Source organism: Bordetella tumulicola (genome assembly GCF_054779135.1).
This window is the reverse complement of record NZ_BAAGYU010000007.1, coordinates 856903-874601: the sequence shown is the minus strand read 5'-3', so window position 1 is coordinate 874601 and position 17699 is coordinate 856903. Positions and strand designations below refer to the sequence as shown.

General features: G+C 61.3%; 16 protein-coding genes. 5 read left to right on the top strand and 11 right to left on the bottom strand.

The genetic code is table 11. The features are described 5' to 3' along the window. Window positions 1-17: 17 nt before the first annotated feature. Both tsf and rpsB read right to left on the bottom strand, forming a co-directional pair. The gene (tsf, locus tag ACYVDM_RS12395) at window positions 18-893 is read right to left on the bottom strand and encodes a translation elongation factor Ts (RefSeq protein WP_415785382.1); all 876 of its coding nucleotides are present in this window, start codon (window positions 891-893) and stop codon (window positions 18-20) included. Window positions 894-1057: 164 nt separating this feature from the next. Further along, entirely contained in the window at window positions 1058-1807 is a 750-nt protein-coding gene (gene rpsB / locus ACYVDM_RS12390) for a 30S ribosomal protein S2 (protein WP_415785384.1), read from the bottom strand. Window positions 1808-2230: 423 nt separating this feature from the next. Between rpsB and map the strand changes: the two genes are divergently transcribed. Genes map through ACYVDM_RS12375 form a run of 3 tightly spaced genes read left to right on the top strand, consistent with a single transcriptional unit; the run spans window position 2231 to window position 5831 of the window. After that, entirely contained in the window at window positions 2231-3052 is an 822-nt protein-coding gene (map, locus tag ACYVDM_RS12385) for a type I methionyl aminopeptidase (RefSeq protein WP_415785386.1), read from the top strand. Window positions 3053-3073: 21 nt separating this feature from the next. Next, the gene (locus ACYVDM_RS12380) at window positions 3074-3199 is read left to right on the top strand and encodes a hypothetical protein (protein ID WP_415785388.1); all 126 of its coding nucleotides are present in this window, start codon (window positions 3074-3076) and stop codon (window positions 3197-3199) included. A gap of 19 nt (window positions 3200-3218) precedes the next feature. Next, complete coding sequence (locus ACYVDM_RS12375; RefSeq protein ID WP_415785390.1) at window positions 3219-5831, top strand: [protein-PII] uridylyltransferase; 2613 nt, start codon at window positions 3219-3221, stop codon at window positions 5829-5831. A 117-nt stretch (window positions 5832-5948) separates the two neighbouring features. On the opposite strand, the gene ACYVDM_RS12370 is transcribed toward ACYVDM_RS12375, so the two are convergent. From ACYVDM_RS12370 to ACYVDM_RS12340, 7 genes are all read right to left on the bottom strand, one after another. After that, complete coding sequence (locus ACYVDM_RS12370; protein ID WP_415785392.1) at window positions 5949-6743, bottom strand: putative hydro-lyase; 795 nt, start codon at window positions 6741-6743, stop codon at window positions 5949-5951. A 25-nt stretch (window positions 6744-6768) separates the two neighbouring features. Beyond that, complete coding sequence (locus tag ACYVDM_RS12365; RefSeq protein WP_415785394.1) at window positions 6769-8127, bottom strand: amidase; 1359 nt, start codon at window positions 8125-8127, stop codon at window positions 6769-6771. 63 nt (window positions 8128-8190) lie between these two features. After that, the gene (locus ACYVDM_RS12360; RefSeq protein WP_415785396.1) at window positions 8191-8877 is read right to left on the bottom strand and encodes a DUF2848 domain-containing protein; all 687 of its coding nucleotides are present in this window, start codon (window positions 8875-8877) and stop codon (window positions 8191-8193) included. A gap of 34 nt (window positions 8878-8911) precedes the next feature. Further along, a complete protein-coding gene (locus ACYVDM_RS12355) occupies window positions 8912-10195 on the bottom strand; it encodes a TRAP transporter large permease (protein WP_415785398.1) in 1284 nt (427 codons plus the stop codon). Further along, on the bottom strand, window positions 10192-10812 hold the full coding sequence (locus ACYVDM_RS12350) for a TRAP transporter small permease subunit (protein ID WP_415785400.1): 621 nt from the start codon (window positions 10810-10812) through the stop codon (window positions 10192-10194). The genes ACYVDM_RS12355 and ACYVDM_RS12350 overlap by 4 nt, the downstream gene beginning before the upstream one ends. Before the next feature lie 102 nt (window positions 10813-10914). Then, window positions 10915-11961 (bottom strand): TRAP transporter substrate-binding protein, encoded by a 1047-nt coding sequence (locus tag ACYVDM_RS12345; protein WP_415785402.1) that lies wholly within the window; start codon window positions 11959-11961, stop codon window positions 10915-10917. Window positions 11962-12289: 328 nt separating this feature from the next. After that, on the bottom strand, window positions 12290-13192 hold the full coding sequence (locus tag ACYVDM_RS12340) for a LysR family transcriptional regulator (RefSeq protein ID WP_415785404.1): 903 nt from the start codon (window positions 13190-13192) through the stop codon (window positions 12290-12292). 103 nt (window positions 13193-13295) lie between these two features. Between ACYVDM_RS12340 and ACYVDM_RS12335 the strand changes: the two genes are divergently transcribed. After that, window positions 13296-14270, top strand: coding sequence for a DMT family transporter (locus tag ACYVDM_RS12335; RefSeq protein WP_415785406.1), 975 nt, complete (start codon window positions 13296-13298; stop codon window positions 14268-14270). A gap of 46 nt (window positions 14271-14316) precedes the next feature. Here ACYVDM_RS12335 and ACYVDM_RS12330 read toward each other — a convergent pair whose 3' ends face one another. After that, complete coding sequence (locus tag ACYVDM_RS12330; protein ID WP_415785408.1) at window positions 14317-14985, bottom strand: ABC transporter ATP-binding protein; 669 nt, start codon at window positions 14983-14985, stop codon at window positions 14317-14319. Here ACYVDM_RS12330 and ACYVDM_RS12325 point away from each other — a divergent pair. Continuing rightward, on the top strand, window positions 14984-15670 hold the full coding sequence (locus tag ACYVDM_RS12325; RefSeq protein WP_415785410.1) for an arylesterase: 687 nt from the start codon (window positions 14984-14986) through the stop codon (window positions 15668-15670). The genes ACYVDM_RS12330 and ACYVDM_RS12325 overlap by 2 nt on opposite strands. On the opposite strand, the gene ACYVDM_RS12320 is transcribed toward ACYVDM_RS12325, so the two are convergent. Continuing rightward, window positions 15667-17640 carry a SurA N-terminal domain-containing protein gene (locus ACYVDM_RS12320; RefSeq protein WP_415785412.1) on the bottom strand — a complete coding sequence of 658 codons (1974 nt, stop codon included), beginning with the start codon at window positions 17638-17640 and terminating at the stop codon, window positions 15667-15669. The two genes, ACYVDM_RS12325 and ACYVDM_RS12320, sit on opposite strands and share 4 nt — an antisense overlap. Window positions 17641-17699 lie beyond the last annotated feature (59 nt).

Sequence of the window (17699 nt, the reverse complement as noted above, 5' to 3'; positions counted from 1 at the left end):
CCTGATACTACGACAACTTAGGCGCGGCCAGCGGCGGCAGCCACTTCGGCGGCGAAGTCCTCGGACTTCTTCTCGATGCCTTCGCCGACGACGAACAGCACGAATTGGGTGATCGAGGCGCTCTTTTCTTTGAGCATCTGTTCAACCGACTGCTTGTCATTCTTCACGAAAGGCTGCGACAGCAGCGTGACTTCCTTGAGGAACTTTTGCACCGACCCTTCGACCATCTTGGTGACGATTTCGGCGGGCTTGCCCGACTCGGCGGCCTTTTGTTCGGCGACCGAACGCTCGGCAGCGATGTCTTCGGCGGACACGCCGTCGGCATTCAGGGCCTTGGGCTTGGTTGCAGCGATGTGCATGGCCAGGTCTTTGCCGACTTCGTCGGCGCCAGCGTACTCAACCAGCACGCCGATCTTGCCACCGTGCACGTAGCTGGCCAGGGCGTTCGGCGTCTCGATGCGCTGAAAGCGGCGTACAGAGATATTTTCGCCGATCTTGCCGATCAGTGCGGTGCGAGTGGTTTCGACCGTGCCCTCGCCCATCGGCAGCGCCGACAAGGCGGCCACATCTGCCGGATTTTGGGTGGTGACCTGTTCGGCCAGCGTATTCACGAAGCCGATGAAGTCTTCGTTCTTGGCCACAAAGTCGGTTTCGCAGTTGACTTCGATGACGGCGCCTTGCTTGGCGTCGGCCGAGATGAACAGGCCGATCAGGCCTTCGGCGGTCACGCGTGCAGCGGCCTTGCTGGCTTTGTTGCCCAGCTTGACGCGCAGGATTTCCTCGGCACGGGCCAGATCGCCTTCGGCTTCGGTCAGGGCTTTTTTGCACTCCATCATGGGCGCGTCGGTTTTCTCGCGCAGTTCCTTGACGAGGGCGGCGGTAATAACAGCCATGATTGCTCCAATTTCGCTAAGACGTGCCCCGGTCACACCGGGACACATAGATTGATTCGACTGGACGCCCGCTGTTGCACGGGCATGAGACGGGAGCCCGTCTCGGGACCCTGACCGGGGTTGTAACAGACCAGGCTGTCACAAACCACCGGTCAGATCAGGTATCAGGCCTGGTTGTCCTGCACTTCGACGAACTCTTCCGAACCTTCGCCGGCTTCTTCGACCGGACCGTTACGGTTTTGCTCGCGGCCTTCGAGGACGGCGTCAGCCATGCCCTTGACGTACAACGCGATGGCCTTGGCCGAGTCGTCGTTACCGGGGATGACATAGTCCACGCCGTCGGGCGAGTGGTTGGTATCAACCACGGCCACAACCGGGATACCCAGCGTGCGGGCTTCGGCGATGGCGATCTTGTGGTAGCCGACGTCGACCACGAACAGCGCGTCAGGCAGGCCGTTCATGTCTTTGATGCCGCCGATGGACTTGTTCAGCTTGTCCAGTTCGCGTTGGAACAGCAGGCCTTCTTTCTTGATCATGCGCTCGGCGCCGCCTTCGGCGACAACGACTTCCATGTCTTTCAGGCGCTTGACCGACGACTTGACCGTCTTGAAGTTGGTCAGCATGCCACCCAACCAGCGGGCGTCAACGAAAGGCATGCCGCAGCGGGCGGCTTCGACAGCGATCAGTTCACGGGCGGCGCGCTTGGTGCCGACGAACAGGACGTTGCCGCCACGAGCCGTCAATTGCTTCACGAACTTGGTGGCTTCCTGGTACTTGGCCACGGTTTGTTCGAGGTTGATAATGTGAATCTTGTTGCGATGGCCGAAGATATACGGGGCCATCTTGGGATTCCAGTAGCGGGTCTGGTGACCAAAGTGGACACCAGCTTCCAGCATTTCGCGCATAAGGGACATAATATTCTCCGAGGGTTGAGTCTTGCGTTACACCTGCACCGGCCTGTGCGTGACACGGCTGGCACCCTGGGTGGCATAACGCGCGATTTTTCGGCCGCCACCATTGGCCACCGAAATAAGTCTAGCCCTGAACCCGGCCGGCCGATCACCACAGCAAAACCACCACTGCAACGAACAAACCCAGACGACCGTAGCCGCGAAAGGCCTACAATGACACCACGGTAGGCCCCGCCGCCGGCAACGTTTGAGGGGTACCTAAGACTACCCCGCCGCTAGCGCCCCAGATACGTCCACAGACCAGATTTACTGATCCACGGACAACAACCTACGGGTACCAGCCTCAACATTGCCCCCGGTTTTCAGGCAAGCCTATAATTCTACTATCTTTCCACCTACTAACTCAAGCCAAGCTAAATCACCTACATGGGACTCGTTACCAACCCCGCCGATCTGGACAAAATGCGTGCCGCCTGCCAGGACGCCGCCAAAATCCTCGACTTCATTACTCCCCACGTCAAACCAGGTGTCACCACGGGTGAACTCGACCGTTTGTGTCTGGAGTACCTGACCGATGAACTCAAGGTAAAGTCGGCCACGGTCGGTTACGCGCCCCCCGGTTATCCGCCCTTTCCCGGCGCCATCTGTACCTCAGTCAATCACCAGATCTGCCACGGCGTCCCCGGCGACAAGGTCCTGAAAAACGGCGATTCGCTGAATATCGACGTCACCATCATCAAAGATGGCTGGTTCGGTGACACCAGCCGCATGTATCACGCCGGCGAACCGTCGATTCAGTCACGCCGCCTCGCGGAGGTCACATTCGAGTGCATGTGGAAAGGCATCCAGCAGGTGCGCAACGGCGCGACCCTGGGCGATGTCGGCCACGCTATTCAAAAGCACGCCGAGTCCAACGGCTATTCTGTGGTGCGTGAATACTGCGGCCATGGCGTGGGCCGCCGCTTTCACGAAGACCCACAGGTTCTCCACTACGGCAAGCCGGGCACGGGCGTTCCGCTGGTTACCGGCATGATCTTCACGATCGAGCCCATGATCAACGCCGGTCGACGCGAAATCCGCCAGCTTTCCGACGGCTGGACGGTGGTCACGCGTGACCACAGCCTGTCGGCTCAGTGGGAGCACGCCATCCTGGTCACCGATACTGGCTACGAGGTCCTGACGCTGTCGCCCGGTGTACGCCAACCGCCCGACTTTGTCGCCGAAAAACTGATTTTGCCGACTGCCTGATACCGGCCAGGCCCCTGACCGATGGTGTGGTCAGCCATCGACACGGGTCTGGCCGATTTTGCCGGCGACGTGATGCCGGTTTTGCAACGGCCCTTGCGGCCCGCCCTCTTGGCAGGCCGCATTACCGAGCTTTATTCTGAACGCTGACGCCGCCCCTTACGTAGCCATGAATACCGCCATCTCCAGGCTGTCCAAGCTGCGGGAGCAGCTCCAAACCGCTCGCCTTGCCGCGATTGCGCAATTCCGCAAGCACCGGCGCCCCGACACCGTTTTAGCCGAGCTGCGGCGACTGGTCGATCAGGCGCTGCGCGATCTCCTGAAGCTGCACCCGCTGCCCGCGGGCGCCACGTTGGCCGCCGTGGGCGGATATGGCCGCGGCGAGTTATATCCGCACTCCGACGTCGATCTGCTGATTCTGCTGCCCCAGGCGCCCTTGCCTGCGGACGCCGAGAAAATCGAAACACTCGTGGCTGCCCTGTGGGATCTGGGCCTCGAACCTGGCCATAGCGTACGCACTCTTGACGATTGCGTCCGGGAATCCCGGGCCGACATCACAGTCGAGACCTCGCTGCTCGAGTCCCGTTGGCTTGCTGGCAGCCGCTCGCTGATGAAGCAGTTCGAGGCGACCATCCAGCAGCAGCTCGATGCCCCCGCCTTTTTTCAGGCCAAGCGCGTTGAAATGCAGCAGCGCCACGCGCGCTACCAGGACACGCCGTACGCCTTAGAGCCCAATTGCAAAGAATCGCCGGGCGGCCTGCGCGACCTGCAAGTCATCTTGTGGATGGCCCGCGCCGCGGGCTTTGGCTGCAGTTGGCGCGAGGTCGCCCAGGCGGGCCTGCTAACCCCCTCCGAGGCCCGCGACCTGCGCCGTGCCGAACAAGCCTTCAAGCGCCTGCGCATCGAATTGCACTTAATGACAGGACGCCGCGAAGACCGCGTCTTGTTTGACCTGCAACCCGGCCTGGCCGAGGTCTATGGCATTCAGTCCACGGCCACGCGGCGCGGCAGCGAACTGCTGATGCAACGGTACTACTGGGCCGCGCGCCTGGTGACGCAACTTAACGCGATTCTGGTGCCCAGCATCGAAGAGCGTCTATATCCCAGTCCCGATACCGACGCACAAGAGATAGACGAAGATTTTCGCAATGTGCGCAACCGCCTGGATATCGTTCGCGACGATGGCTTTGAACGCAAGCCCACCCTGTTACTACGCGCCTTTTTAGTCATGCAGCAGCACACCGAACTGACCGGCATGTCGCCGCGCACACTGCGCGCCATCTGGCATTCGCGTGATCGCATCGACGCGCAGTTCCGGCGCAATCCGGTTCACCGCAAGCTGTTCCTGCAGATCCTGCAGCAGCCGCGCGGCATCGTGCATGAGCTACGTCGCATGACGATGCTCAATATTTTGCCCCGCTATTTACCGGTATTTCGCCGCATCGTCGGGCAAATGCAGCATGACCTGTTTCATGTTTACACGGTTGACCAGCATACGCTGGCCGTCGTGCGTAACATCCGCCGGTTTACCATGCCGGAACACGCTCAGGAGTATCCGTTCGCCAGCCAACTGATCGCCGATCTGGAACACCATTGGCTGCTGTATATCGCCGCGCTATTTCACGATATTGCCAAAGGCCGTGGCGGCGATCATTCCGAGCTGGGCGCCCGCGAGGTCCGCCGTTTTGCCCACGATCACGGCTTGGATCCCGAGGACGCGGAACTGGTCGAGTTCTTGGTGCGCCAGCACTTGCTGATGTCCGCCGTTGCACAAAAGCGCGATCTTTCCGATCCCAATGTTATCGCCGAGTTTGCAGCCACGGTCCGTGACGAGCGCCGCCTGACGGCGCTCTATTTGCTGACGGTTGCCGATATCCGCGGCACGAGCCCCAAGGTCTGGAATGCCTGGAAAGGCAAACTGCTCGAAGACCTCTATCGCTTAACGCTGGCGGCGCTGGGCGGCTCGCCCGCCGACACGAACACGGTGCTCAAGGAACGCAAGAACGAAGCGGCCCGCCTGACCCGTTTGGTGGGCCTGCGCGACGATGCGCGCGAGGCGTTCTGGAAGCAACTGGACGTGGCCTATTTCCTGCGCCACGATGCCTCGGATATCGCCTGGCATACACGCCATTTGTATTACCAGGTTGCCCCCGACACGCCGGTCGTCCGCGCACGCCCCACCGACCACGGCGAAGGCCTGCAAATCATGGTGTATCTGCGCGATGTCCCCGAACTGGTCGTTGCGATCTGCGCCTATTTCGATGCGAAGGCCCTCGGCATTCAGGACGCCCGCATTCATACCACGCGCCACGGTTGGGCCCTGGATAGCTTCATTGTGCTTTCCCCGGAGGGCAGCACGGATATGCGAGCCCAGGCGACGCTGGTGGAACACGAACTCACGCAACGCTTACGCCAGTTGCAAGACGGCACGATGGCTACCAGCCCAATTCACGGGGTTGCCCCGCGCCGCCGACAGTCACGCATTTCAAAGGTCTTCCCAGTCCTGCCACAAGCGGAATTACAGCCCGACGAACGCAGCCAATCGTGGCGTCTGTCGGTCACGGCGACGGATCGCCCTGGCTTGCTGCATGCGCTGGCTCGCGTCTTTTCGCAGCACAAGGTCGAGGTCAGCATGGCCAAGATCATGACACTGGGCGATCGCGTCGAAGACGTTTTCATCCTCACGGGCGCGACTTTGGAACGCCCACGCAGCCAAATGCAATTCGAACGTGCGGTATTGGATGCGCTCGCGGGAGAGGTGTTGGAAAAGCGGGTGGCTTAGGTTTCTTGTGGGCGGTGCGGGGTTCTTTTAACGCCTTCGTCCGGTGTGCGTAGGCGCGGCTGGCCATATCGCACCGGCTCGGCGACATCAAAAGAAAACCCACCCGCAACGCAAGACCTACAACACCGCCATCCGACTATTCAGCAAATCCGTCACCAACATATGCCCTGGCGCATGCGTGATGCAAAACGCCGGTTGTACTGCTGCCACAACGGATTGCGGCGTCACGCCGCAGGCCCAGAAAACAGGGACTTCTCCGGGTCGAATCTCGACCGCATCGCCGTAATCCGGACGATTGATATCAGCAATACCGATCTCTGCCGGATCACCGAAATGAACCGGTGCGCCGTGTACCGATGGAAAGCGTGACGTCACCTGGATCGCCCGGATCGCATCGGCGGCTTTCAATGGGCGCATCGACACCACCAACGGGCCGTGAAAAAGTCCCGCCGGCTGCGTTGGGATCGATGTTCGGTACATCGGGACATTGCACCCCTGCTCGATGTGGCGTACCGGTAGACCGTTATCCAGCATCGCTTCCTCGAACGAAAACGAGCAGCCAATCAAAAAAGAAACCAGATCATCGCGCCAGACGTCTTTCACATCCGCTGGCTCTGATGCCAACTCGCCGTTGTGCCATACCCGATAGCGCGGGATATCGCTGCGGATATCAATGTCGTGGCCCAGGTCTGGCAGCGCCGGATCACCGGGCTCTGACATCGCCAGTAGCGGGCACGGTTTGGGATTGCGTTGGCAAAAGCGCAGAAAATCCGCCGCCAGGTCCGCCGGCAAAATTGCCAGATTGGCCTGGACATAGCCCGGGGCGATATTGGCCGTCGGGCCGATAAGGACGCCCGTGCGTGCATCCAAACGGGCTTGATACGCAGGGTTGGTAGCTGCGGCTTGTGTCATCGTGGTCTCCGGTGCTGTCGTTGCGTTATGCCTGCAACAGGTCTTCCACCGCCATCCCGATCGACAGGATGCGCGAATCCGTGCCGTTGGCGCCCGCGATCATCAGGCCGACTGGTGCTGTGCCTGCCGTGTGGCAAGGGACAGACACGGCGCAACCATCCAGGAAGTTAATCAGTGTCGGGTTGCGCAAGATCAAACCGTTCGTCGCGTAATACACGGCGTCATCGGCTGAGACCTCGGCAACGGTGGGGGCCGTGACGGGCACCGTGGGCAGGATCAGGGCGTCGTAGCCGGCGATGCGGTGATCGACGGCGGCGACCCAGGCTTCGCGGGCATCGAGCAGGTCCAGATAATCAGCGGCGGACATCTCCGCGCCTCGACGAATGCGCGAGACGACACGCGGATCGTAGCGGTCGCCGGCGCGTGCGATCAGGTCTCGGTGCCAGGCCCAGGCTTCAGCGGCCGTGAAGCCGCCCGTTTTGTTGATGGCCGCCAGTTGAGCGAACTCGGGAACGTCGATTTCATCGACTTGGGCGCCTGCGGCAGAGAGTTCGCTGATCGCGGCGGCAAAGGTCGCCGCCACGTGTTCGTCCATGCCGTCCAACGCCAACGTCGTCGGCACAGCCAGCCGCAAGCCACGCAAGGGAGCGGCTTGCCAGACCGGCGATGCGCGGGTGATGTCGTCGCCGGCCAAAATCGCGTCCAGCGTGGCGCAGCAGCGCACGCTGGGCGCAAGCGGGCCGATGGAATCCAGGTTGGCGGACAAGGGCAGCACGCCCGCCATCGACACACGCCAGGCGCTGGGTTTGAAGCCGGCAATACCGCACAGGGCGGCGGGAATGCGCACCGAGCCGCCGGTATCCGAACCGATAGCACCCAGGGCCATGCGGTCGGTCACCGACACGCCGGCGCCGGATGAGGAGCCACCGGGGATGCGGCCGCTGGCCCGGTCCCAGGGGTTCAGGGGGGTGCCGTAATGGGGGTTGACGCCCAGGCCCGAGTACGCGAACTCGACCATGTTGGTACGACCGACGATGACCGCACCGGCGGCCAGCAGGCGTTGCACGACCACGGCGTGGTCGTCGGCGACGGGCGCGCCCTCCAGGGCGACCGAGCCAGCCAGCGTCGTCTCACCAGCGACATCGAACAGATCTTTGATGGAAATCGGCAGGCCGTCGATGGGCGAACGCGACAGACCGGCGGCACGCAGCGTGTCGGAGGCTTGCGCAGCGGCGCGAGCCCGCTCGGCATAGACCTTGGTAAACACACGGGCGCCCTCGCCTGCCGGATCGGTCGCGCGTGCCAGCGCGTCCTCGGTTAACGCAACGGCGCTCAGGCGCCCTTCTTGTAAGGCGACGGCGGTGTCATGCAAAGTGGAAAGCATAAATTCCTCGTGCCGCCTCGGCGGCGTAACTATCGTTTATTGCCCGGTGACGACCGGATGCCCTCAGGCGATTTCCGGCAGAACGTCGACCTCATAGCGATGTTTCAACGAGCGCTGACGGCGCGGGTCAAAGAGTTCCATGATGAATGTCGTCGAGGCACGGATGCCGCCGATGGCCCCTACGGTGCCGCAGGTCATGCCGGTGCCGTCGGGCAAGGCTTTACCGTCAGTGTAGCCAGCAATCAGGTCCTGTGGCGTGCGCAGCGAATCGAGTGTTCCTTCTTGATACAGGACCTCAGCGCCGCCCTCGACGATATAGGAGCGGATCACGAGCTCGTCCCAGTACGCGGCGACATCGTCCATGCGCCAGGCGGTGGTGCCGACGGGCTTGGCGCACACTTGCTTGGACAAGGCCACGCTATGAGACTCAAGCTTGCGGTCGGTGTGGTCAGACGCGATGCTGACGTAGAGCTCGCCTTCAACGGCAAAGACGAAAGTCTCGATCTCGCCGGACGAGGCATCGCCGACGGCCTGGATACACGCGGCCTGCGTCAGTTGATTATCGGCGATGCGGTAGTACAACGGCACACTGCTGGGGCGCGGCACGCCAATGGCGGCAAGCTCTTCGATGTGATGTTCGATGGCCGCGCGATCACGGCCGGCCCACCCTGCCACGACCAGCGTGCGAATGTCGGTTTCAAGGGTGCGCGAGGCACCGTCTGCGGACTCGATTTGGAATACGGCTTTCATGAAAATTCCTGCCTAAGTCTAAATAATTGAAATATCAACCAAACACGCGCGGTAGCCACAAGGCTAGATCAGGGATCAAGGCCAACAGCAACAGCATGACAAACATCGCCAGAACGAATGGCAGGCTGCCGACGATGACGGCACCCATGTCGCCGCTCTTGCGCAGGCTTTGCACAACAAACAGGTTCAGGCCAACGGGCGGCGTAATCAGGGCGGCTTCGACGAGCACGATGATGACGATGCCGAGCCAGATCGGGTCGTAACCCAATGCGATCATGATGGGGGCCACGATGGGGATCGTGGTGATCATCATGGACAGCGTTTCCATGAAGCAGCCCAGCACCAGGTAGAACAACACCAGGATCAGCAGCATCCAGCCGGGCGACAGGCCCAGGCCCGTGATCGATTGTGTCAACGCATCGGTCAAGCCGGTCGCGGCCATGACAAAGTTCAAAAAGCTGGCGGCGATCACGATCAACATGATCATGGCGGTCGAGCGCATCGTGCCTTCGATGGCGTCGCGCAGCATGACCCAGTTCAAACGGCCAAAGCACGCGGCCAGAATCAGGGCACCCAACACGCCCAGCGCGGCGGCCTCGGTCGGCGTGGCCAATCCGGCGTAGATGGAGCCCACTACCAAGAAGAAGATTCCCATCGGTGGCGCCAGGTGCACCAGGCTGGCCAATCGCTGTCTCCAGGTGGCCTGGATCTTATGGCCGCCCCACTGCGGCTTGAGAATGCAGGCGACGATCACGGTCAGCATGAACAGGGCCGCCAGACCGAACCCTGGCAAAATCCCGGCCAAATACAGCTTGGGCACCGACGAATTGGTCAGTACGCCGTAGATCACCAGATTGATCGATGGCGGAATCAGAATCCCCAATGTCCCGCCGGCAGCCAGGCTACCTAGAAACAGCGGCTCGTTGTAGCCATATTTTTTAATCTGCGGGAGCGCGACCGTGCCGACGGTGGCGGCCGTTGCCACGCTGGACCCCGACGTAGCGGAAAACAGCGTTGATGCACCAATGTTGGCGTGCATCAAGCCGCCCGGCAGCCACGATAACCACAGGCTCATCGCGCTGTACATCTTTTCCGCAAAGCCGGAACGCAGCAGTATCTCGCCCAGCATGATGAACAGCGGGATCGCCACCAACAGAAACTCGTTATTCGTGCTCCACGATACTTCACCCAGGGCGCGGGTCAGCGGCAACATGGAATACAACGGGTCCAGGATCAGCCCCAGCACCCCCAAGGCGGCGCCAACGGGAATCGAGATCCCGATCAACACCAACAATAAAATCAGAGCGGTCGCGATCATGCTGCGTCTCCCTTGACCATGCGTTCGCCGGCGATGGCTTCTTCTTCGGCCTCTTCCTGCGTGGAACGCACGCCGCAAATTTCTTTGACCAATTCCAGATCACCGGTGACCAGCGCCAGCGAGGCGCGCACCAGCATCAATGCCACCGTAATGCACATCCACGCCAGTCCCAGCAACCACAGGCCCTGGGGAATCCACAAGGGGGTGGCCAGCGGTGTATTGGCGGTCGAATTGCTCCCCCACGAGGTCTGCACCATCTCCATGGCGAAGTACGTCAGATAGACCATGAAGATGCCTAGGGCCACGAGTGCGATCCAGTCCATCACGGCCGACACGCGCACCGGGAAATACTGATACAGCACGTCCACGCGCACGTTGGCGCGCTGCAGGGTCGCAAACGCCAGGGCCCACGCGGTGCTGATGGCAAAGGCATAGCTGGACAGTTCATCCGCGCCGCCGGTGGTGAATCCCAAGAACTTGCGCGCCAGCACGTCGAACGAGATCAGCAGCACGCTGGCCAAGGTCAGCGCGCCACCCACCCAGACGGCGATGCGCGAAAAGGTCTCTGCGCAGCGCAAGAGCTTGCCCAGTACCCGGAAATTTTCAGATGGAGTCATGACGACTGCCCCCATAGCCGCGCACCGCGGTGCGCCTGGAGTCACTCCAGGCGTGCGGTACGGGCGGTTAATGCTGGAAAAATGCGATGACGAGAGTGCGGCTTACTTTTTGGCGACCAGACCGAGTTCTTTGCCGATGGTCGCGTTGAAATCCTGCACGCATTGTGCCGAACAACGTTCCGCCCACTTCGGCAGCACGGCATCATTCAAGACCTTCTTGAGCAATTCGCGATCGGCTGCGGTGGGCTCAACCAGTACCATCTTGCCTTTGACGGGATACGGGCATGCGGCGGCGCCGGTGTTGCAGTCATAGCCTTCTTGCGTCTGACGGGCGGCGGCGTCCCAGATATCGTCGACTAGCTTGTCGATGTTGGTTTGCAGGAACGTTTGCACCTTGGGATCCAGCTTGTCCCAGGCCTTTTGGTTCACGGCGTGAATCTGTTGGTTCCAGTTGATCGGCAAGGCATACAGGTGGGTAGACACCTCGTACCATTTGGCCGAATAACCCGACAGCGAACCGGTGATCGCGCAGTCCACGACCTTGTTTTGCAGGGCCGGCACGACTTCGCCAAACGCCATGGTTACGCTGGAGCCACCGAGGGCCTGCACGAATTCTGCCGTGGTGCGGCTGCTCGTGCGAACTTTCTTGCCCTTGACGTCCGCCAGGCTCTTGATGTCGGCGTTGCAGAACAAGACTTGGGCGGGATAGGTCGAGATACCCAGCAGCTTGACGTTGGCGCCCTCGCCGTAGAGCTTGGCATATACCGGCTCAAAGGCATTAGTCACGGCGCGCGCGGTCTTGACGTCAGGCGCCAGACCCGCTAGATCGATGGCTTCGTTGATGGGGTTGTCGCTGGCAAAGTAAGCGAGGGTGGCGGTGCCGAACTCGATGACGCCTTGCGACATCAAACGCAGCAGCTCGGGGCCTTTGAGGCCCATTTCGTTAAAGCCCTTGATATCCGCCGTGACCTGGCCCTTGGAGAGTTCAGGGATGGTTTTGGTCCAGAACGGTTTTTCGTAATCGTTATACGCCGTCAGGTTGCTCAAGCCGCCGACCACTTTTAAATGGGTCTTGGGCAAATCTTGAGCCAGTGCAGCAGTCGCCAGCAGTGACGCAGCGATAGCGACAGTGATCAATGGCTTCTTCATGAGAACTTTCTCCTTGCACGCGGGATTCGATACGCGTCTGGCCCCGTTACCGCATGACGCGCTGCCATCGGCAAAACGATTGCCACAGACAGTCTGTATGCAACCTTGCCAGGCGACCATTGCACCGGTCGGTGGTATTTGCTGTCCAATCGTATGTTGCGATGCCGAGGTATAAATATTATTTATATCTTTATTTCTCTAGGTAGTAAAAATGACGAAACCCCAACAAGGACGTGGGTTTACAGGCGATGAGGGCGCGCCGCAATGCACGTCTGTCCGCGGGCTTTTGAGTGCCTGCTATAGGGAAAGCCCTAGGCGCGGCCCTGCTCTATTTTTTCTGTAACTGCCCGCGTGCCGCCTGCTGGGCCAACATGGCAATGGTGCGGGCAATGTGGCTGTCGGGCCCCTGCACCCAGGTCGCGGTAAAGGCGAGGTCGGGCAGTGAATCCGTCTGTTGCACGTCGAGCAGACGCAATTCGCCGCTGGCAAGTTCTTTATCCAGGAACACGGGCGCGATGACGGCCGTGCCGATGCAATCCTGCGTCATACGCACGACCATGGACAATGAGGCGCTGCCATACATGCGCGGCTCTTGCACGCCCGCGCGTGTCAGCATGTCGCGCACCATTTGATAGGGACGGCTGCTGGAAGGATAGGTAATCACCGGCAGCTTGCCCAGACGCTCTAGCGTCAGGGGCTGCGGCCCCAATGCCAGCCGAGGGCTGGCGACCCAAGCCAGCGGATAGGCGCACAGCGGCAGGTTTTCAAAACGAGGTTCGAGCACGGGGCCCATCAAAAAAGCCAGATCAATCTGACGCGACGTGAGGTGGCTGCGCATCACCTGGCTCGTTTCCACCTCGATCTGCAGCACCAGCGCGGGATAGGCCGCGTGCAGATACTCGATGAGCACCGGCAACCAGGTCTGCACGATCGTTTCGGCCACGCCCAGGCGGAACGGCCCGCGCATCACGTTTTCCGCGCGCGCTGCCTGGAGCATGTCGCGGCGCAGTTGCAGCATGCGCTCGGCATGCGACAAGAGCTCGTGGCCCTTGGCCGTCAGGGTCACCCCCCGCGCATCCCGCTCGAACAGGCGCACGTCCAGGTCGCGCTCCAGCGAGGCGATGCGCTGCGAGATCGCCGGTTGCGTGGTGTTGAGTTTTTCCGCGGCCGCACGAAAGCTGCCCAGCGTCGATACCCAAAAGAAAGTTTCGATATTCCGTAGATCGATCATGCGCGTTCCTGTTCGGGGATGAGCGTATCATGTGCGACGTCAATCAGCCGGCCCTGGGCCGGCTGGTGCTTTTGCCCTGCGCCCGCGAACCAAGGAGATCTTGATGCACCGGCCTGCCACCGGCTCCAGACCGGCACCCTCGTCACCACGGCCCACGCCGCAAATTCCCGCAACCAAGCCCTTGGTCGGCATTGTGCTGCTGATTTTGTCGGCATGGATTCTGTCTTGTCTGGATGCCAGCGGCAAATGGGTGATGGCGGCGGGCGTGCCGCTGTGGTTTCTGTGCTGGGTGCGCTATTGCGTGCATCTGGTGCTTGTCTTGGGCCTCTTGTTGCCCAAGCGGGGCTTGAGTGTGTTGCGCAGCGTACGCCCTCGCGAACAACTCATCCGCGGCGGGGCGATGTTATTCGCCACGATGAGCTTTTTTACGACGCTGAGCTACATGCCGCAGGCAGAGGCGACGGCGATCAACTTCCTGGCTCCGCTCATCGTCCTGGCGTTGGCGCCTTGGGTACTCAAAGAACCGCCACGTCTATCGCGTTGGGTAGCGACTGCCTTCGCCTTTATCGGCGTCCTGATCATCATTCGCCCTGGTGCAGGCCTGCACCCGTTAGGGATCATGTTCGGCCTGATCACGGCCTGCCTCTTTGCCGCCCAATTTATTGCGACCCGTCGCGTCGCCGGCGACGACCCGTATACCTCGCTCATCTGGAGTGGCGCCGTCGGTACGATCTGCCTGACCCTGGCATTGCCGTTCATTCTACCAACGGCGCTGCCGATCATGCGTGAACTCAGCATCGGCAACTGGATCGTCCTGATTTCCACGGGTGTCTCGGGTGCGCTGGGACATTTGCTGCAGATCGGGGCCTATCGCAATGCCCCGGCCTCCACGCTAGCGCCGTTCGTCTACCTGCAAATCGTCAGCGCGACCGCCATCGGCTGGATGTTCTGGGGACATTTTCCCGATGCGTTGACTTGGCTCGGAATCGCCATAATCTGCGGCAGCGGGATCGTGATCGGCTTGATGGAATGGAGACGCAGTCAGCGGTCCACCCCGGCGTTTCAGGCGCGCGCGTAGCAGGCGCGATCACGCTGGTGCCGAGCAGCCGATAAGTGCCAGGGGATCAGGCCATACGCCCCGCTGACAGCACCAACTGCTGGCCACAGCGCGCGGCCAGCTCCGCGTCATGTGTCACCAGCACCAGCGTCGTGCCGTGCTCGCGAAGCAGATCAAACATAAGATCAATCACGGTCTCGCCAGTCGCCGCATCCAGGCTACCGGTGGGCTCATCGGCAAAGAGCAGATCGGGCTGCACGACAAACGCCCGCGCCAGCGAAACGCGCTGCTGTTCGCCACCCGAGAGCGTGCGCGGATAGTGATGCAGTCGCTCGCCGAGGCCGACACGCCGCAGCATGCTCTCGGCGACGTCACGAGCAGGCTCACCGGCCAACTCGAGGGGCAACATGACGTTTTCCAGCGCTGTCAGGTTGGGCAATAGCTGAAACGACTGGAAAACAAAGCCCACGTGACGGGCGCGCAACTGTGCGCGGCCATCTTCGTCCAGGGAAAACAAGTCCTGTCCCGCCAAGCGCACGGTACCGGTGGAGGGAACATCCAGCCCCGCCATCAGTCCCAATAGCGTAGATTTACCGGAACCGGAGCTGCCGGTGATCGCCAGAGCGCTACCGGCGTCCACCGTAAAATCGATATTTTCCAGGATCGACAGCGTGCCCCCTGCGTCGGAAACCTGCTTGCCCAACCCTGACACTTCGATCGAGACCCTACTATCCATGCGCTTGTTCTCCCGCTTGTTTGTTACCGTCACACTGGCCTTTAGCACTGCTGCCGGTCTGGCCTTGTCCGCCGCTCACGCGCAATCCCCTGCCCCCGAGCCCGATGCCGCTGACCAGACCTTACTGGTCGTCGGTGACAGTTTGTCTGCCGAATATGGACTGAAGCGCGGATCTGGCTGGGTCGACTTGCTCGCCAAGCGGCTGTCCGAACAATACCCTAACTTTCAGGTGGCCAATGCCAGTATTAGCGGCGACACCACCAGTGGCGGCATGGCGCGCCTGCCTGCGCTGCTGGAACGCCACCACCCCGACATCGTGGTGATCGAGCTGGGCTCGAATGATGCCCTGCGCGGATTGTCCCTGCAAATGACGGAAAAGAACCTGCGCGGTATGACGCAACGTGCGCAACAGGCCGGCGCCCAGGTGCTGGTGGTGGGCATGCAAATCCCGCCAAACTACGGGCGAGACTACACCCAGCGCTTTGCCGCCGTGTTTCCTGCGGTGGCAAAGTCCGAAAACGCGCAATTGGTGCCTTTTTTCATGGATGGCATCGCCGCGGACCGTGATCAGTTTCAGGCCGACGGCATTCACCCCAACGAACAGGCGCAACCCGCCCTGCTCAATAACGTATGGGCCGCATTGCGGCCCATACTGGAAAACGCCTCGACCGCGAAAAAGCCTTAGCCGACCGGCGCGTCGGGGTTATCGGCCCCCTGGATGACGGTGGCGGCCTCGGGCAGAACCTTGACCTCGTACTGAGTCCGAAGGGTTTTCATGATGGCGGCGTTTTCGGCGCCACCCCAGGCGGCCCCCAGTTGACGTGACAGGAGCTCGACACCCGAAGCATCGACCTTGCCGCTCTCGATTTTGTCCAGGCGCGCGACCACATAGTCGTCGCCATCGGCCACGCCGATATACGACGGCAGGGGTTGCGCCGGCTGACGCATCACAGCCTGCAATACTGGCTGAGGCAAGTCCTGCGGTTGGCTGCGAGACACCACCGTGCTGGCGCCGAATCCTTCGGGCAGGCTGGCGGCGTCCGCGGACCACGTCTTGAGGGCCTCGTCGCCAGCCTTGCGGGCCGCCTCGGCGGCCCGTTCGTTGGTCAGGCGATCGCGGATCGAGTCGGTAACCTTGTCCAGCGGAGATACGTGCTGAGGCTTGACCTCTGCCACGCGCACGACCAGCAGCTTGTCAGATGCCAGTTCGATCACACCGGAATTCAACTTGTCACGCAAGCCTTCGGACGAGAACAGCGCCTGACGCACGCGCGGATTGTCCAGCGCCTCGGCGTCGCTGCTCTTGGATGCCGGGTCGGCGCCGATGGCCTGATCGGCCGGCAACAAGCCCTGACGCGTAATACCGCTGGCGCTGCGGATCTTCAGGCCCAGGGCATCGGCCGCGGGCTGCAGGCTGTCGCGTTGCTCATAGACGATCTCGGTCAGCTTGGTGGCCATTTCGGCAAATCGCGTCGCGGCAATCTGCTTGCGAATCTCGGTCACGATCTGGTCACGCACCTCGGCAAGCGGCTTGACGGCCGGCGGCTGAATATCCGTGACCTTGATGATGTGCAGGCCCGAGGGGCTTTCGACAACACCGGACACCTGGTCCTTCTTCAGGGAAAGGATCGTTTTTTCCAATTCACCGGTCAGCATGCCCTGCGCCAGCCAGCCCAGATCTCCGCCCTTTTGGGCGGAGCCGGCATCTTGCGAATTGGCCTTGGCCAGCTCGGCGAACCCCGCCGGATTGGCCGCTGCCTGCTGCGCCAGCGATTCGGCCTTGGCACGGGCGGCCTGGCGGTCCGCATCCGACGCGCCTGCAGGCACCTGGATCATGATGTGGCTGGCACGGCGGCGTTCAGTTTGGCCGAAGCGGCTCTGGTTTTGCTCGTAGTAGCTGGTGATGTCCTCGTCTTTCACCTGGATATCTTTCGAGGCAGCGGCCTCGTCCAGCAAGAGATATTGGGCACTGACCTGCTCCGGCACCGTCAGTTGCTGCTGATTGGCGTCGTACCAGGCTTTGATGTCCTCCGGTGATATCGATACTTGCGAACGGTAGTTGGCCGCATCAAAGCGACGTAATTGCACCGTACGCTCTTGTGTCAGGGCCGTTTCGATGGCGGTCGCCACCGTGCTCGGCACCCGAGCCGACTCGGTCACGGGCTGCAGGACGCGTCCAATCGCCAGATCGCGACGCAAGCCGGCCTCGAACATGGTGGGCGTCATTCCCTGCGCGGCCAATACCTGGCGATAACGCTCGGGTGAAAAACGGCCGTTGTCCTGAACCTGGGGAATCGAGGCGATCGTATTGCGCAGCGTCTCGTCCGACACCGAAAAACGATTATCGGCGGCGACCCGAGCCAGCAGGCGCTGGTCGATCAATTGGTTCAACAACTGCTCACGCATCGCCGGAGTGTCGACCAGCGCCGGGTCATAGCGCGTGCCGAGCTGCTGGCGGAACTCCTCGAGCTGATTACGGTACGCATTATCAAATTCGCCACGCGTAATGGGTTGCCCGGCTACGGTGGCCAACTCTGGCTCACTACTGACGAAACTGTCATATCCCTGGATGCCGACCAGGAAAAACGACGGCACGATCAGTACCAGCAGAATAAACTGCATCCAGCGACGGTGACTGCGTATTAGTTCGAACATGGAATCCTTCAGTGAATGGCGTGGCCCCAAAGCACATGTTTTGCCCGGAGATAGCTGGC

What these genes read in the sequence shown, in the direction of transcription:
- tsf (WP_415785382.1), bottom strand. Translation starts at nt 893, where the DNA reads ATGGCTGTTATTACCGCCGCCCTCGTCAAGGAACTGCGCGAGAAAACC.
- rpsB (WP_415785384.1), bottom strand. Translation starts at nt 1,807, where the DNA reads ATGTCCCTTATGCGCGAAATGCTGGAAGCTGGTGTCCACTTTGGTCAC.
- map (WP_415785386.1), top strand. Translation starts at nt 2,231, where the DNA reads ATGGGACTCGTTACCAACCCCGCCGATCTGGACAAAATGCGTGCCGCC.
- ACYVDM_RS12380 (WP_415785388.1), top strand. Translation starts at nt 3,074, where the DNA reads ATGGTGTGGTCAGCCATCGACACGGGTCTGGCCGATTTTGCCGGCGAC.
- ACYVDM_RS12375 (WP_415785390.1), top strand. Translation starts at nt 3,219, where the DNA reads ATGAATACCGCCATCTCCAGGCTGTCCAAGCTGCGGGAGCAGCTCCAA.
- ACYVDM_RS12370 (WP_415785392.1), bottom strand. Translation starts at nt 6,743, where the DNA reads ATGACACAAGCCGCAGCTACCAACCCTGCGTATCAAGCCCGTTTGGAT.
- ACYVDM_RS12365 (WP_415785394.1), bottom strand. Translation starts at nt 8,127, where the DNA reads ATGCTTTCCACTTTGCATGACACCGCCGTCGCCTTACAAGAAGGGCGC.
- ACYVDM_RS12360 (WP_415785396.1), bottom strand. Translation starts at nt 8,877, where the DNA reads ATGAAAGCCGTATTCCAAATCGAGTCCGCAGACGGTGCCTCGCGCACC.
- ACYVDM_RS12355 (WP_415785398.1), bottom strand. Translation starts at nt 10,195, where the DNA reads ATGATCGCGACCGCTCTGATTTTATTGTTGGTGTTGATCGGGATCTCG.
- ACYVDM_RS12350 (WP_415785400.1), bottom strand. Translation starts at nt 10,812, where the DNA reads ATGACTCCATCTGAAAATTTCCGGGTACTGGGCAAGCTCTTGCGCTGC.
- ACYVDM_RS12345 (WP_415785402.1), bottom strand. Translation starts at nt 11,961, where the DNA reads ATGAAGAAGCCATTGATCACTGTCGCTATCGCTGCGTCACTGCTGGCG.
- ACYVDM_RS12340 (WP_415785404.1), bottom strand. Translation starts at nt 13,192, where the DNA reads ATGATCGATCTACGGAATATCGAAACTTTCTTTTGGGTATCGACGCTG.
- ACYVDM_RS12335 (WP_415785406.1), top strand. Translation starts at nt 13,296, where the DNA reads ATGCACCGGCCTGCCACCGGCTCCAGACCGGCACCCTCGTCACCACGG.
- ACYVDM_RS12325 (WP_415785410.1), top strand. Translation starts at nt 14,984, where the DNA reads ATGCGCTTGTTCTCCCGCTTGTTTGTTACCGTCACACTGGCCTTTAGC.
- ACYVDM_RS12330 (WP_415785408.1), bottom strand. Translation starts at nt 14,985, where the DNA reads ATGGATAGTAGGGTCTCGATCGAAGTGTCAGGGTTGGGCAAGCAGGTT.
- ACYVDM_RS12320 (WP_415785412.1), bottom strand. Translation starts at nt 17,640, where the DNA reads ATGTTCGAACTAATACGCAGTCACCGTCGCTGGATGCAGTTTATTCTG.